Below are 14,581 nucleotides of genomic sequence, written 5' to 3' on the forward strand. Positions count from 1 at the left end.
GACATCAGATCATTTTAAGTCATTAAAAATTGACTTAACTAAAGGGTAAAAGCGCTAAAGGAGGCGTTCTTATATCATATTGACTGTGTTACGTCATAAATTAATAATTGGAAACAGGTGCAAAATAAGGTTGAAATATTTAAAATATTAAATTAAAATGAAATTGTATTTTATTTATAGGAATAACATTTCATTAAATGAAACGAAATATATAAGGGAGGTTATCCTGTGAAGGCAGTTGCATCCCAAATCGTTCAGCAAATGCCGCCTTATTTATTTTCAAATTTAAACCGCAAAAAAGAAACTTTAAAAAAACAAGGCGTCGATATAATTGACTTAGGCATCGGTGATCCTGATTTACCGACGCCGACATTCATTATTGATCAGTTAATTAAGGAATTAGAGCATCCTGAGAATTTCAGATACTCTGCTTTTAACGGCTGTCCGGAATTTCGTCAGGCGGTTAGTGATTTCTATTTTAAGCATTTTCAGGTGGAAATTGATGAAAATAAAGAAGTTCAAACATTGATTGGCTCAAAAGAGGGCATTGCCCATTTAATTCAGGCAATGATAGATCCGGGAGATTTTGTTTTAATACCGGATCCATGTTATCCGGTTTATAAAATGGCTGTACATTTAGCGGGCGGCAAAATTTTTCCAATGCCGCTTAAGGCTGAAAACGGCTTCAAACCTGTTTTTGAATCGATTCCGATTGATGTTTTAAAAAAAGCTAAACTTGCTTTCTTAAATTATCCTAGCAATCCGACTGGTGCAACCGTCGATATTGAATTCTTTGAGAAAGCTGTCGCCTTTTTTAAAAAACATGGCATTTATATTGCGCATGATTCTGCGTATAATCTGGTGACTTATGGCGACTACCAGGCGCCAAGTATTTTGCAAGTGGACGGCGCTAAGGAAATGGCTGTCGAATTTGGATCACTTTCAAAAGCATTTAATATGACGGGCTGGCGGATAGGATATCTTGTCGGACATAAGGAGATTATTAATACTTTGCTAACGGTTAAAAGCAATCTCGATTCAAGTCAGTTTCTTCCTATTCAAAAAGCAGCTGCGATTGCATTGGAGAGCGATTTATCATTTTTGAAAGAAAGAAATGCTGTATATGAAAAAAGAGGGAAGGTCATGTGTCAAGCACTTCAAGATATCGGCATTGAGACCGGTCCGCTTAAAGGCAGCATTTTTCTTTGGGTCAAAGTGCCTGAATCAATGACCAGCGCCTCATTTTGTGAGAGATTACTCGAAGAAGCCGGTGTGGTTGTGACACCTGGCACCGCCTTTGGCGATCACGGAGAAGGCTATTTTCGGATATCACTATCCGTTCCTGATGAAAGGCTGCGGGAAGCAGCAGGACGCATCAAACAATTTCTAATGAAATAAGGAGAGAGCATATACATGACTACATATATGACAAGTGCTGAAGCTTTGATTAAATGTCTGGAAATTGAAAAAATCAATCATGTATTTTGTGTACCTGGGGAAAGCTATTTGCCGGTGCTGGATGGTCTTTTTGAACATCCAAGCATTGAACTGATTTCAGGACGCCATGAAGGCGGCGTGTCATTTATGGCTGAAGGATACGCTAAAGCAACCGGGAAACCGGGAATCGTATTTGCAACCCGCGGTGTCGGTGCCGGCAATTTATCGATCGGTGTCCATACAGCGTATCAAGATTCAACGCCAATGGTCGTCTTTTTAGGCCAAGTCCATAGTAAATTCAGAGGGCGTGAAGGTTTCCAGGAAGTCGACCTTGATCAGTTTTTTGCGCCGATTGCTAAATGGACTGTTGAAATTCGAGATGCCGAACGGACGCCTGAGCTTGTCCAAAGAGCCTTAAGGGTAGCCCAGTCCGGCAGACCCGGACCGGTTGTCGTTTCGTTGCCGGAAGATGTTTTAAAAGAAAAAGCGGATATGGTATTTGCCAAGAAATTTGAAAAATCACGCCCGCTTGCCGATCCGTCCTTGATTGAGAATTGCCTCTCTTTACTTGAAAAGGCAAAAAAACCGGTGATTCTCGCAGGGGGAGGTATTAAATCTTCAGGTGCTGAAGCAGATTTAACCGCTTTTGCTGAAAAAATGGATTTACCCGTTTTATCGGCTTTCCGACGTCATGATGTCATCGCGAATCATAACGGACATTATGCCGGTCATTTAGGGTTAGGCGCCTTTAACTGCGTCCTTGAAACTGTTAAACAGGCAGACGTCATACTTGCAATAGGAACAAGACTCTCGGAAGTGACAACACAAGATTATTCAATCATTTCACCTCATCAGAAATTAATCCATATTGATATCAGCGACCAAACAGTAGGCAGAAATTTCCCTGCGGAAATCGCTGTTGTTGCCGATGCTAAAATGGCTTTGCAGCAATTATTAGATAGTGCTCATGAGAAAGAATTGTCTCCAGAACAGACGACTTGGCGAAAAGATCGCCGTAATGCCTATGTACTGGCGTCTTCCCTATCGCCAGTATTAGAACAAGATCACGAAAATGGCTGCAATTTAAAAAACATCTTTCATATTATTCAGAAACTAATGCCTGAAAATACAATTATAACAAATGATGCCGGTAATTTTGCCGGTTGGCTGCATAGCTTTTACCAATTTAAAGAGCCAAAAACATATATCGGTCCAACTTCGGGTGCAATGGGATACGGCATGCCGGCCGCACTCGGGGCAAAATTAGCTGACCCGGAAAGGCATGTCGTTTCGTTTTCCGGTGACGGCGGATTTATGATGACAATTCAAGAATTGGAAACGGCTGCAAGATACAACATTCCTATCATCGCCATTGTTTTTAACAATGGTATGTATGGTACAATCCGGATGCATCAGGAAAAGAACTATCCGCACCGTGTTGTCGGTACTTCTCTTGGTCAGGTAAACTTTAATAAAATTGCTGAAGCAGTCAATATCGAAAGCTACCACATTAGTAACACAATTCAATTTGAAGATGTACTTAATCAACTGTTAAGCGGTCAAATCGAGCAGCCTGTTTTGATAGAAGTTTTGATGGATCCTGAACAAATCTCGGTTTCAGCGACGATTGATTCCATTAGAGAAAAAGCGCAAGCGAAAAACCAGTCAGCCAAAATATAAAATAATGAACGTATAAAAGAGGATTTAACTTTTTAGTTATAGAAAAAAGATATATCAATATATGATGGAATAAAACAGCAATAGAGGAGGAAATATATGTCACAAACTATGATGATCGCCGGCCATGCTAAGCTGCCCCGGGGTATGGCAGCAAGAGATGTATATGAGACATTGACCGTTACTGCTGAAATTGATCCGCATTTTGGTGTGATCATTGAGGCTTCTTGCACGTTAGCCACCGATCACGCTCAAAATTTTATTAATGACTTGTTAAAAGGTTATAGTCTCCGGGAAGGCTTGGATGCGATCCTTGATGTCATTAATAATGGCTATCATGGTAAAGCTAAAGACGCTTTAATGGCAGCCTGTAAGGATATGTATTATTATTACACGGAACTTAATAAAGAGAAATCTTTCGCAGAATAATTTGAAAAAAGCTCTTATGCATATGCATAAGGGCTTTTTTTATAGGTTGATATCGTTCCTTTTAGCCCCGTTCATCAATATCTTATAGAAAGGGGTATAAATGGGGGGAGATTGATGGTCAACCAATCGTTTCCGGAATTTACGACCAAACGTCTTAGATTTCGCCAGCTTAATAAAAATGATATATATGATGTTTATAATTTATTTTCTGATTCAGATACAATGATGTTTGACGGCGGGCTAACCATGGGTAATATAGAAGAGGCAAAAACTTTTATCGAAACATTCTCATCAATGAATCAGCCGGCTATCCGGTGGGCAATTACATCAAAAAAAACTAATGAATTTTTTGGTACGGCCGGTTTCCATCATATTGATTATTTTTCAAAGAAAGCGGAAATCGGAGGAGAGATACTGAAAAAATACTGGAGAAATGGCATTGGTAAAGAAAGCATACAAGCTCTCTTGACAGTCGGGTTTTATCCATTGCGCTTAAATAGAATTGAAGCGCTAATATCTCCTGAAAACAAAAAGGCACAAGGGTTAGTCAAACTTGTTCCTTTTAAAAAAGAAGGTTATTTACGGCAATATCAACGGTGGGGTGATAAATTAGTTGATTTAGAAATATATAGTCTGCTAAAAAGTGAATGGATTGAGTTTAAGGCTTCACACCGCTAAATTTTCAAACATTTGTAATAATTTAATCAAAAATTGACCATACTGTTGTTATAAAATAAAAGTGGAAGGTGATAATATGAAAAAGAAAATATCTTTTAAAGATCTCGTATCTAAAAATAAATCAGAAATTTTAAGAGATCATTCTGCCATTGAAAAAATTGAATTAAGAATTGAAAAAAAACGCTCAATTCGTTAAAGCGACGGTATCCCGTTGCTTTATTTATTTTAACTTTAAGAATGTCACTCGGCGGTTTGCTTTTCTTTTTTGAATACTTAATAATGTGTTAAAATAAATGATGGTTTGGCTTTAAATGATATTTAGGAGAAGAGAAGTATGTATATTTCGGAAACAAAAATAACGGTAAGATATGCGGAAACCGATCAAATGGGTGTTGTCTACCATGCAAACTATCTTGTCTGGCTTGAAGTTGGACGGACACAGCTTGTTGAAGAACTCGGTTTTCGTTATGCATCAATGGAAGAACAGGGCGTTTTATCACCAGTTGTTGATGCGCATTTAAGTTATCAGAAACCGGCAAAGTATGGCGAACAAGTAATAGTTAAAACATGGGTAGAAGCTTATGACGGGATTCGTGTCACATATGGTTATGAAGTCGTCAACAGTCAGGGTGAATGCTGTGTTAAAGCAAATACCCAACATGTTTGTGTTAAAAAAGAAAGCTTCAGGCCGATTATATTGAAAAAACATTTCCCGGAATGGGATCAGGCCTATCGTCGAGCAATGGAGTAAGGAAGTTATAGATATGGCTTTTGGTTTAAAAAGGCAGGAATTAAATGAATGGAAAAGAAAAGTTTCAGACGGCGAAATTGCGTTCATTACTCATTACTGGTATGATCCCCGCTTCCCCGATTGCCAAACAGTTACTAAAGTTGGTTGTATTAACCTCCAAAAGTTAACCGTTTGGGGTGAAAAGTATGGTCTGAAACCCGAATGGATTGATTTTAGAAAAGATTATCCACATTACGATTTATTAGGTGAGAAGCAGATTATTATTTTAAAACAGGAAGGATATACGGATCATATCAGGCGATTTCATTTAACGAAGGAATTTTGCTGATTGGCAACTCTAAAAGACGGGAACAGAGCAAGTTAAGTTAGCTTCCTCTAATCTTAAATAAGCTGCCAGGAAGCATGATTGTATTATTAAAAAGTTAACCTGTTTTGAAAAGTGCTTGGGGGTGGTCACTTTAAAACGGAAAATGATTTATATTACCGCCGCTGTTTTATTATGTATTGGTGTTGTTATGACTGTTGCTGCTTATCCTTTTAGAACAGAGCAAGTTCAAAAAGTCCAGCCTTCTCATAAAGACATTATTAAGAAGTCGCCTGTTCATATTGTAGGGATAGGAGATTCGCTGACAAAAGGCGTTGGTGATCCGAAAAATGGAGGTTATTTTGGAGATTTTACAAACCATCTGAAAACTTTAGATACTGTCTCTAAAGTGACTGTCAATAATTTTGGCATTACCGGTGATACAACATCCGATCTGTTAAAAGTCCTGGATAGGGAAGATGTAAAAAAGCAAATAAAAAATGCCAATATCATTTGTTTAACAATAGGCGGTAACGATTTGGTAAATGTTTTAAAATCTAATTTTTTAAATCTTAAACAAGGTGATTTTGTATCCGAACGCAATCAATTCCAAAAGAATTTTAACAATATTATCCAAAAAATTCGTCAAGAAAATACATCGGCAACCATTTATTATTTCGGCCTGTACAATCCTTTTCAAGATTATTTGGATAAAGATTTAAACAAAGAGTTTTTTGATATCCTTCATGAGTGGAATAATGCAAGTCAACATATTTTAAGTATGTACAGCCATACTGTTTTTATTCCTACAGAAGATATATTTAAAGGAAAAACAAATGCATTGCTTTACAAAGATCATTTTCATCCTAATCCTAAAGGTTATCAGTTAATGACAAAGAGATTGCTGTCTTATTATGAAGCTTATAAAGTTAAGAATGCATCATAATGATTCTTTTTTGGTCAATAATAAGATTAATCCTTTCTGGAAAGGAGTCTTATGATGCAATTAAAAGATAAGAGATCACGCGGCGGGGGACAGCCGAGGCCGCTTAGCGGATCAAAGAAAGCTAAAAAAAGGCAGATGTCCCGACAAAATCATGGTGAAGGCAGCTAATTTAAACGGCCGTTTCGAACGGCCGTTTTTTAAATAATGATAAGTAAAAGAACATTGCTTAACATGTTCTGAATATTTTATAATGAAAGCATCTTGGGAAAGGATAATAAATGAGCAAGAATAAAGGGGATTTTTTATGATTTTGTATAACGGCCAGTTTGTTGAAAGAGAAGAGGTCTCTATTGACATTGAAGACAGGGGCTATCAATTTGGAGACGGCGTATATGAAGTAATCAGAGTATATCAAGGCCAATGTTTTGCTATGAAGGAACATCTTGACCGGCTGGAGAGAAGCTCGAAGGAAATCAAATTAGATTGCCCGATAAGCCGAATGAAATTAGAAGATAATATTAATCAGTTAATTAAGAAAGACCGTTTAACTAATGGGATTGTGTATCTTCAAATAACAAGAGGTGCAGCAAAAAGAACCCATCAATTCCCGGAACATGCCAAAAGCGTATTAACGGCTTATACCAGTGAAATGGAACGGCCATTAGCCAATCTTCAAAACGGGATTAATACAAAATTAGTTGACGATTTTAGATGGCTGCGCTGTGATATTAAAAGTCTTAACCTGCTCGGCAATGTTCTGGCAAAGCAAGAGGCGCAAGAAAATCAATGTTACGAAGCCATTTTACATCGTCAAGGTACAGTGACAGAAGGCAGTTCATCAAATGTTTTTATTGTGAAAAATGGAAAACTCTACACTCATCCTGCCAATAATTTTATATTAAATGGTATTACGAGACAATACGTCCTCAGATTTGCGAAAGAAGAACATTTTGAAGTGATTGAAAACACTTTCTCAACAGAAGAATTACTTAAAGCTGATGAAGTTTTTATTACAAGTACAACATCTGAAATTTCGCCTGTTGTTAAAATAGATGACCAAATAATTGGAGAGGGGCGGCCGGGAATTGTAACGGCGGCATTGCAGAAAAAGTTTGAAGAGGAAATCAATAAATTAGTTTCCCATGTCTCTTAAATAAGATAACACCGACTATTTATTGGAGTCGGTGTTTTTTTGTGCAACTTGCCAACAAAAATGGCAGGGTTCGTTCCTTATTCATGATGAAGTTTTACTATTATAATCAGTGCTGTTTGCTTGCATGAGTTGTTGCTGTGCTTGTTGCAGCTGCTGTTGTGCGTTTTCGATGAGCTGCTGCTCTTCAGGTGTTTGATTTGAACTTATACTTTGAGATAACGTTTGCTGGGCCTGCTGCATTGTTTGCTGGGTTTGTATCATAGCTTGATTATTTTCCATTGCTGTAGCCTGGTTAATTGATTCTAATGCATTTTGAAGAAGTTGTTGTGTTTCTTTTAAAGGTTTAAGTTTTGATTTAGCTTGTGTTTGATCTGATTGAGCCATTTTACAATCCTCCAATCATTCCTATTTTGTACGAACGGCGATGATTTATGAATTAAATATTTTCATGCCGAGTTAACGGTAAACTATTTTTTCCATCCGCCCATTTGTTACCCTTTCGCATAATTTTCATTTTTTCATTTCAAACTAATAACAAATATGACTCGTGGAGGATGCTTTATGGAAGAAGAAAAAAAAACACTTGACCTTTTATCGTTAGCTTCCATTCCGCTAATGATGACGCTAGGAAATTCAATGTTAATTCCAGTACTGCCTACAATAGAAAAGAAACTTGATGTTAGCGCCTTCCAAACAAGTCTAATTATTACTGTTTATTCCATTATGGCTATTATCTTTATTCCTATTGCGGGTTACTTATCAGATAGAATAGGCAGGAAAAAGGTCATTATTCCCAGTCTTATTCTTACAGGGATAGGAGGTGCCATCTCAGGATTAGCTCCTTTATTTTTAAATCAACCTTATTGGATCATTTTAGTCGGCCGATTTTTGCAAGGGATTGGAGCTTCTGGTGCATTTCCGGTTGTTATTCCATTAGTCGGTGATATGTTTGAAAAAGAAGAAGATATCAGCAGCGGGCTCGGTGTTATTGAAACATCAAATACTTTCGGTAAGGTTTTAAGCCCGATTGTTGGCGCATTACTGGCTGTCATAACGTGGTATACACCGTTTTTAACAATTCCTATTTTATGTTTAATTTCAATTCTTTTAGTTGCTTTTTTTGTCAAAGCGCCAAAATCGCAAGAAGAACCGCCGTCTTTCCAAAAATTTTTTCATGATACAAAAAAAACTCTAAAAGAAAACCTTAAATGGCTGATGGCTATTTTTGTTATTGGATGTATCGTCATGTTTGTGTTATTCGGAACGCTTTTTTATTTATCCGAGTTACTGGAATCGACGTATCATATAAAATCTGTTCGAAAAGGTATCGTTATTGCTATCCCGCTGTTTGCACTATCTGCTGCTTCTTTAATCGCCGGTAAGAAAATTGGGCAGAATAAAATGTTAATGAAATGGTTAACTTTTATTGGCATGCTAATAGCTGCGATTATGATGGTATGTCTTAGCTTCGAGCCAAATATCCGCCTTTTTTTATTGTTTTTATTTATTTCCGGGATTGGTATTGGCATTGTTTTACCTTGTCTGGATGCTTTTATTACAGAGGGCATCCAAAAGGAAAATAGAGGAACTATAACAAGTTTATATAGCAGTATGCGCTTTATCGGAGTTGCTGCGGGACCGCCGATTTATGCTGTTATCATGGAAAACTCCGTTAAAATGATGTTTTTGATAGCTGCAGGGGTAACGGTTGTTGCGGTTATTATGATAATATTTTCCATAAAACCGAACCAAGCATCTAATGAGGGTAATTTGAAAACAATATGATACAATAAATGACGAGGATTTTTGAAAGGAGATCTTGAAATGAAATTAGGTTTAATTGGACTAGGAAAAATGGGTATGAACCTTGGTCTTAACATGCTTGACCATGGTCATGAATTAGTAGCATTTGATATTAATCAAAACGCTGTTAAAGAAATCGCTGAAAAAGGGGCAAAAGGCGCCGGCTCATATCAAGAGCTTATAAATTCTCTTGAAACCCCCCGAGTTGTTTGGTTAATGATTCCTGCCGGCCATCTTATTGATGATGTTATTAGTGAGATCAGTCCGCTTCTGGGCGAAGGAGATATTGTAATAGATGCAGGTAATTCGAATTATAAAGACTCCCTCCGCCGCTACAATCAATTAAAAGAAAAAGGTATTTACTTTATTGATGCTGGTACATCCGGCGGTGTGTCAGGTGCAAGAAACGGCGCTTGTTATATGATTGGCGGCGATCAAAAGGCTTTCTCACTTGTTGAACCATTATTTAAAGATACAGCTGTAGAAAATGGTTATCATTTTACAAATGAACCGGCTGGCGGTCATTACCTAAAAATGGTTCATAATGGTATTGAATATGGAATGATGGCTTCCATTGCTGAAGGATTTGAAGTTCTTGAGAAAAGTCATTTCAATTTCGACTACGAACAAGTAGCACGCGTTTGGAATCATGGTTCCGTTATCCGCAGCTGGCTTATGGAATTAACACAAAACGCATTTTCTAAAGATCCTAAGCTCGAAAAAATTCGCGGTGTCATGAATTCATCCGGTGAAGGAAAATGGACAGTTGAAGAAGCATTAGAACTTGAAGTCCCTACGCCGTTGATTTACTTATCACTTATGATGCGTTACCGTTCACAAGAAGATGATACATTTACAGGTAAAGTCGTTGCCGCATTAAGAAATGAATTCGGCGGTCATGAGGTAGTAAAAAAATAAATTTAAAAAAGAAACAGCGGTTAAATAAAGACCGCTGTTTCTTTCATTATTAAAAAGTTTATTTTTTGGCAATAAAAAACTATGCTGTATTCCCGCACCACCGGAAAAATAAAGCCAAAATCAGCAATGAGTAAATAATAGAAAAACCCGTCATGGTGGTGACGGGTTTTTCTAATTACTTTTCAGTCGTTTTCGTTAAAGGCCACCAATGATGACCGTCTTTAGCTAAAAGTTCATGTGCTGAGGCTGGACCCATTGTGCCTGCTTCATAGCGGTCAAGAGGTATATTTCTTTCTTTCCATGCTTCGGCAATATAGTCAACGAATTGCCATGATAGAGCAACCTCGTCCCACCGGGTGAAGTTTGTTGAATCACCATGAATACAATCTTGAATTAAACGTTCATAAGCGCTTGAACCGTCATCGTTATTGCTGTTGCTAAAGTTCATCGTGATTGGTATAGAACCCCCGCCTGTGCTAAATTTCTTAGCATTTAATTTTAGCGATAACCCTTCATCAGGCTGTACATGAATAACAAGCAAGTTAGGCTGAAGGTCGTTAAAATTGTTAAAATACGGGCGCTTTGGAGCGTCTTTGAATTGAACAACAATTTCTGTTGATTTCGCTGTCATACGTTTACCTGTTCTAATATAGAACGGAACGCCGGCCCAACGGAAGTTGTCAATATGCAATTTAGCCGCAACAAAAGTATCGGTCATTGACTGCTCTTTAATATTTTCTTCCTCACGATAGCCTTTAACGACATCTCCGTTTGGCATTGTTCCGCGGGTGTATTGTCCTCTGACAACGCTGTTAGCAACAGTACTGTCCGTAAGAGGACGAATTGAGCGAAGAACTTTTACTTTTTCATCGCGAATATCTTCAGTAACAAAACGGCTTGGCGGTTCCATAGCGGTAAGGGCAACCATTTGCAGCATATGGTTTTGAATCATATCCATCAATGCCCCGGTATGATCGTAATAGCTAGCGCGTTCACCAACACCTAAAGTTTCACTTGATGTGATTTGGATATTCGAAATATAACGGTTGTTCCAGATACCTTCAAAGATAGGATTGGCAAAACGGATTACTTGAATATTTTGGACCATTTCTTTTCCGAGGTAATGGTCAATACGATATATCTCGCTTTCTTCAAAAACTTCATGTATTGAATTATTTAATTCAGCGGCAGATTCCAAATCCCTGCCGAACGGTTTTTCGATAACAAGACGTTTCCAGCCAGTATTGGTGGTAAGTCCCGCTTGTTTAAGATTTAAAGTAACCGGTGCAAAGAATTCTGGTGCCAATGATAAATAGAACATACGGTTTCCTTGAAGATCAAATTGATCATTAAGCTGATCGGCAAGTTCTTTTAAACCATCATAGGCTTTTGTATCTTTAACATCTAAAGGATAATAATAAAATCTTTTAATAAAATCTTCTGCATCATTTTCAGGATTTGAATGATTTTTAAGCGATTCATAAACATTTTGGCGGAAAACTTCGTGGTCATAATCTCTTCTTGCAACACCGATGACCGCAAAGTTATTTTTTTTCTTATAAAGTGAGTACAAAGCAGGATAAAGCTTTCTTCTTGCTAAATCACCTGTTGCACCAAATAAAATAATTGTTGTTGCGTTACTGTTTACTTCTGACATAACCATAGCCTCACTTCTGTTATTTATCTTACGTGCATTATTTTAACAAAATAAATTAAGAAAGTTAAAAGAGAGGTACTCAATATTTATAAAAACCTTTAAAATATCTTATATGCGCGTTCAAAATGATACAGTTTTTTACCCTTTTTGAACGTCTAAACAGGTTTAACGATAACGGAGGTAGCATCATGACTTGGGAAATTCTTAGCATCATTGGTACAATCGCTTTTGCTGCCAGTGGCGCAATTGTTGCAATGGAGGAAGATTACGATATTTTGGGCGTAGCAGTACTTGCATTAGTGACCGCTTTTGGCGGAGGTATTATACGTAACCTTTTAATCGGAATTCCTATTCAAGAAATATGGACTCAAACCCTCCTTTTTAAATTGGCCCTTCTTACTGTTATCATTATTTTCATTATACCCAGCAGCTGGATCTTTTATTGGGAAAAACCAGGGACTTTCTTTGATGCCATTGGGTTATCAGCCTTTGCAGTACAAGGTGCATTAGCAACAGTTGATGCTCATTATTCAATGGGAGCAGCAGTCGTTGCTGCAACATTGACAGGCTGCGGGGGAGGAATTATTCGTGATATTCTTGCCGGGAGAAAACCGCTTGTTTTTAGAACGGAAATATATGCAATTTGGGCGATGATAGCAGGTTTTATTTTAGGAATGGGATGGATGAGAGACGTTTGGGGAGAATATATATTAACAGCGTGTATTACCGTACTTCGACTGTTGTCAGTACGTTATCATTGGCATTTACCTAAAAGAAATCATACAAAGCCAAGAGATTTTTACCGCTGATGTTTAAAGTTGGATTGCATTTCATTCCTTTACATGATAAGGTTATTTTATGTCTGTTTGGGATTCACATGGTGATGGATGTAATTTTTGTTATAATCAGAGCTGTAAGCTTGATTGTGAGTAAGAGGCATTTTCCGTCCATCAGCGGGGAATGCCTTATTCTTTGACATAAACCTTGTAATTGAAAAAGGAGACTAAACTTATTAATGAAATTTTCTGAGCTAACAATCAATAACACGATTCTTCAAGCAATTGAAAAAATGGGTTTTAAAGAAATGTCGCCAATCCAGGAAAAAGCGATTCCAGTCGCTTTAAAGGGTAGCGATCTTATCGGGCAGGCCCAAACGGGTACTGGGAAAACGGCCGCTTTTGGTGTACCGCTGACGGAATTTGCCGACCCATTAAACAAAGCTGTTCAAAGCATCATTATAACGCCTACCAGAGAGCTTGCTATTCAAGTTTCTGAGGAATTAAATAACATAGGCCGTTTCAAAAAGGTTGTGACAGTACCGGTATATGGCGGGCAAGATATCCAAAAGCAAATCAGAGCTCTTAAAAAACGTCCAAGTATTATTTCTGCAACCCCGGGACGCCTCTTGGATCATATAAAGAGAAAGACCATTCGTTTAAATGAAGTCAGCCATGTTGTCTTAGATGAAGCGGATGAAATGCTGAATATGGGATTCATTGATGATATTCGCGCTATCTTAGAACAAACGCCGCAAGAACATCAAACGCTGTTATTCTCGGCAACAATGCCAAAACCTATAAGGCTGTTAGCAGAGCAATTTATGAAAAATCCGGAAACGGTTAAGATTCAAGCAAAAACATTAACCGTATCTCAGATCGAACAAAAGTATTTAGTCATGAAAGAGCGTCAAAAATTCGATGTATTAACAAGAATTCTCGACATTCACGTTCCAGAGCGCGCAATTATATTTGGCCGGACAAAACGCCGGGTCGATGAACTGTCAAGCGCATTACAAAAACGCGGATACAGGGCAGAAGGGATTCATGGCGATCTTACTCAGGCAAGAAGGGATCATGTTCTAAGACGTTTTAAAAATAACAATGCCAATATTCTTGTTGCGACTGATGTCGCGGCCAGAGGGCTTGATATTAGTAATGTGACGCACGTCTATAATTTCGATTTACCGCAAGATCCTGAGAGTTATGTCCACCGCATTGGGCGAACCGGCCGTGCCGGCAAAAAAGGGCTGGCAGTAACTTTTGTTACACCAAGTGAAATACCTCACTTAAATGAAATTGAAAAAGTAACAAAACAAAGCATGGAGGAAGTACAGCCGCCTTCATATGAAGAAGCGCTTCACGGTCAGCAAAAGGCAGCATTGCAATCCATTATGGAAACAATGGAATCCGGGGATATTGAAAATTATAAGGGGTTAGCTAAAAACCTTTTAAATGAGAATGATTCAATTCCAGTTATCGCTGCAGCATTGAAATTAATTACAAAAGAGCCGGATACAACACCGGTTAAACTGACTGCAGAATCACCGCTGCAAGTTAAGAAAGACAGAAAAAGAAGACCGCAAAGAAATCAAAGAAATAGAGGAAAGAATGTACGCCGCAACCACCATCAGCAGCATGGATCTAAACCTTACAAAAAACGCGTGCATCAACATTAAGAGTGATCGCCTTAAAGGCGATCGCTCTTTTTTTATAAAAAGTAATCAAAATGGTTGAAATTATCGGAAATATCGCATAAAATATTGAAAAGGGCAAAGGGGGCCTGCAAAATGAATAACGACTATCAACAAAAAGTAAAGTCATTGGCCATGTTAAGAGAAAAACAACCGAAAATGTCACTTGCTGAATTGTATGCCCAGATGATTTTAGATGAATGCCTGATTAATCGAAGAATTGATCAATTGCGAAAGCTTATTGATCAAAGCTTGGATCAAGGTGATAAAGAGTTATTTATAAAATTAAGTAAAGAATATAAAAATTTATGCCGTTAAGAACTTTTGCTTAAGCTAAAATAGTAAAGCCTTCGCAAGT

17 protein-coding genes are annotated in these 14,581 nt (G+C 37.8%); 15 read left to right on the plus strand and 2 right to left on the minus strand.

The genetic code is table 11. From position 1 onward, the window contains the following. Window positions 1-228: 228 nt before the first annotated feature. The 10 genes from ACFQRG_RS07245 to dat all read left to right on the plus strand — a co-directional run bounded on the left by ACFQRG_RS07245 (window position 229) and on the right by dat (window position 7,375). Window positions 229-1,398, plus strand: coding sequence for an LL-diaminopimelate aminotransferase (locus ACFQRG_RS07245; protein WP_380965190.1), 1,170 nt, complete (start codon window positions 229-231; stop codon window positions 1,396-1,398). A gap of 15 nt (window positions 1,399-1,413) precedes the next feature. Beyond that, window positions 1,414-3,117, plus strand: coding sequence for a thiamine pyrophosphate-dependent enzyme (locus tag ACFQRG_RS07250; protein ID WP_380965191.1), 1,704 nt, complete (start codon window positions 1,414-1,416; stop codon window positions 3,115-3,117). Between the two features lie 96 nt (window positions 3,118-3,213). Beyond that, the gene (locus tag ACFQRG_RS07255) at window positions 3,214-3,543 is read left to right on the plus strand and encodes a DUF3870 domain-containing protein (protein ID WP_380965192.1); all 330 of its coding nucleotides are present in this window, start codon (window positions 3,214-3,216) and stop codon (window positions 3,541-3,543) included. A 114-nt stretch (window positions 3,544-3,657) separates the two neighbouring features. Further along, a complete protein-coding gene (locus ACFQRG_RS07260; protein ID WP_380965193.1) occupies window positions 3,658-4,221 on the plus strand; it encodes a GNAT family N-acetyltransferase in 564 nt (187 codons plus the stop codon). Window positions 4,222-4,297: 76 nt separating this feature from the next. Continuing rightward, window positions 4,298-4,417 carry an FbpB family small basic protein gene (locus ACFQRG_RS07265; protein ID WP_380965194.1) on the plus strand — a complete coding sequence of 40 codons (120 nt, stop codon included), beginning with the start codon at window positions 4,298-4,300 and terminating at the stop codon, window positions 4,415-4,417. A gap of 138 nt (window positions 4,418-4,555) precedes the next feature. Continuing rightward, window positions 4,556-4,972, plus strand: a complete 417-nt coding sequence (locus ACFQRG_RS07270) for an acyl-CoA thioesterase (RefSeq protein ID WP_380965195.1) — start codon at window positions 4,556-4,558, stop codon at window positions 4,970-4,972. A 13-nt stretch (window positions 4,973-4,985) separates the two neighbouring features. Continuing rightward, window positions 4,986-5,300: a hypothetical protein gene (locus ACFQRG_RS07275; protein WP_380965196.1), complete on the plus strand. Its 315-nt coding sequence runs from the start codon at window positions 4,986-4,988 to the stop codon at window positions 5,298-5,300. A gap of 121 nt (window positions 5,301-5,421) precedes the next feature. Next, window positions 5,422-6,222, plus strand: a complete 801-nt coding sequence (locus tag ACFQRG_RS07280; RefSeq protein WP_380965197.1) for an SGNH/GDSL hydrolase family protein — start codon at window positions 5,422-5,424, stop codon at window positions 6,220-6,222. Between the two features lie 51 nt (window positions 6,223-6,273). Next, window positions 6,274-6,390, plus strand: a complete 117-nt coding sequence (locus ACFQRG_RS07285; RefSeq protein WP_380965198.1) for a small acid-soluble spore protein P — start codon at window positions 6,274-6,276, stop codon at window positions 6,388-6,390. A 136-nt stretch (window positions 6,391-6,526) separates the two neighbouring features. Then, window positions 6,527-7,375, plus strand: a complete 849-nt coding sequence (gene dat / locus ACFQRG_RS07290; RefSeq protein ID WP_380965199.1) for a D-amino-acid transaminase — start codon at window positions 6,527-6,529, stop codon at window positions 7,373-7,375. Between the two features lie 81 nt (window positions 7,376-7,456). On the opposite strand, the gene ACFQRG_RS07295 is transcribed toward dat, so the two are convergent. Then, the gene (locus ACFQRG_RS07295; RefSeq protein ID WP_380965200.1) at window positions 7,457-7,759 is read right to left on the minus strand and encodes a hypothetical protein; all 303 of its coding nucleotides are present in this window, start codon (window positions 7,757-7,759) and stop codon (window positions 7,457-7,459) included. Between the two features lie 177 nt (window positions 7,760-7,936). Between ACFQRG_RS07295 and ACFQRG_RS07300 the strand changes: the two genes are divergently transcribed. Further along, window positions 7,937-9,160 (plus strand): MFS transporter, encoded by a 1,224-nt coding sequence (locus ACFQRG_RS07300; protein WP_380965201.1) that lies wholly within the window; start codon window positions 7,937-7,939, stop codon window positions 9,158-9,160. A 39-nt stretch (window positions 9,161-9,199) separates the two neighbouring features. Further along, entirely contained in the window at window positions 9,200-10,096 is an 897-nt protein-coding gene (gnd, locus tag ACFQRG_RS07305; RefSeq protein WP_380965202.1) for a phosphogluconate dehydrogenase (NAD(+)-dependent, decarboxylating), read from the plus strand. A 175-nt stretch (window positions 10,097-10,271) separates the two neighbouring features. Here gnd and zwf read toward each other — a convergent pair whose 3' ends face one another. Continuing rightward, entirely contained in the window at window positions 10,272-11,753 is a 1,482-nt protein-coding gene (gene zwf, locus ACFQRG_RS07310) for a glucose-6-phosphate dehydrogenase (protein WP_380965203.1), read from the minus strand. Window positions 11,754-11,941: 188 nt separating this feature from the next. Here zwf and ACFQRG_RS07315 point away from each other — a divergent pair, with 188 nt between their 5' ends. From ACFQRG_RS07315 to ACFQRG_RS07325, 3 genes are all read left to right on the plus strand, one after another. Next, window positions 11,942-12,562 carry a trimeric intracellular cation channel family protein gene (locus ACFQRG_RS07315; protein WP_380965204.1) on the plus strand — a complete coding sequence of 207 codons (621 nt, stop codon included), beginning with the start codon at window positions 11,942-11,944 and terminating at the stop codon, window positions 12,560-12,562. 206 nt (window positions 12,563-12,768) lie between these two features. After that, complete coding sequence (cshA, locus tag ACFQRG_RS07320; protein ID WP_380965205.1) at window positions 12,769-14,208, plus strand: degradosome RNA helicase CshA; 1,440 nt, start codon at window positions 12,769-12,771, stop codon at window positions 14,206-14,208. Window positions 14,209-14,319: 111 nt separating this feature from the next. Beyond that, on the plus strand, window positions 14,320-14,541 hold the full coding sequence (locus tag ACFQRG_RS07325; RefSeq protein WP_380965206.1) for an IDEAL domain-containing protein: 222 nt from the start codon (window positions 14,320-14,322) through the stop codon (window positions 14,539-14,541). Window positions 14,542-14,581 lie beyond the last annotated feature (40 nt).

It is taken from the genome of Scopulibacillus cellulosilyticus (assembly GCF_042665295.1).
Classification (GTDB): domain Bacteria; phylum Bacillota; class Bacilli; order Bacillales; family Sporolactobacillaceae; genus Scopulibacillus_A; species Scopulibacillus_A cellulosilyticus.

Bases quoted from the DNA above. Each gene is read 5' to 3' on its own strand.
- ACFQRG_RS07250 (WP_380965191.1), top strand. From the start codon at position 1,414: ATGACTACATATATGACAAGTGCTGAAGCTTTGATTAAATGTCTGGAA.
- ACFQRG_RS07255 (WP_380965192.1), top strand. From the start codon at position 3,214: ATGTCACAAACTATGATGATCGCCGGCCATGCTAAGCTGCCCCGGGGT.
- ACFQRG_RS07260 (WP_380965193.1), top strand. From the start codon at position 3,658: ATGGTCAACCAATCGTTTCCGGAATTTACGACCAAACGTCTTAGATTT.
- ACFQRG_RS07265 (WP_380965194.1), top strand. From the start codon at position 4,298: ATGAAAAAGAAAATATCTTTTAAAGATCTCGTATCTAAAAATAAATCA.
- ACFQRG_RS07270 (WP_380965195.1), top strand. From the start codon at position 4,556: ATGTATATTTCGGAAACAAAAATAACGGTAAGATATGCGGAAACCGAT.
- ACFQRG_RS07275 (WP_380965196.1), top strand. From the start codon at position 4,986: ATGGCTTTTGGTTTAAAAAGGCAGGAATTAAATGAATGGAAAAGAAAA.
- ACFQRG_RS07285 (WP_380965198.1), top strand. From the start codon at position 6,274: ATGATGCAATTAAAAGATAAGAGATCACGCGGCGGGGGACAGCCGAGG.
- dat (WP_380965199.1), top strand. From the start codon at position 6,527: ATGATTTTGTATAACGGCCAGTTTGTTGAAAGAGAAGAGGTCTCTATT.
- ACFQRG_RS07295 (WP_380965200.1), bottom strand. From the start codon at position 7,759: ATGGCTCAATCAGATCAAACACAAGCTAAATCAAAACTTAAACCTTTA.
- ACFQRG_RS07300 (WP_380965201.1), top strand. From the start codon at position 7,937: ATGGAAGAAGAAAAAAAAACACTTGACCTTTTATCGTTAGCTTCCATT.
- gnd (WP_380965202.1), top strand. From the start codon at position 9,200: ATGAAATTAGGTTTAATTGGACTAGGAAAAATGGGTATGAACCTTGGT.
- zwf (WP_380965203.1), bottom strand. From the start codon at position 11,753: ATGTCAGAAGTAAACAGTAACGCAACAACAATTATTTTATTTGGTGCA.
- ACFQRG_RS07315 (WP_380965204.1), top strand. From the start codon at position 11,942: ATGACTTGGGAAATTCTTAGCATCATTGGTACAATCGCTTTTGCTGCC.
- cshA (WP_380965205.1), top strand. From the start codon at position 12,769: ATGAAATTTTCTGAGCTAACAATCAATAACACGATTCTTCAAGCAATT.
- ACFQRG_RS07325 (WP_380965206.1), top strand. From the start codon at position 14,320: ATGAATAACGACTATCAACAAAAAGTAAAGTCATTGGCCATGTTAAGA.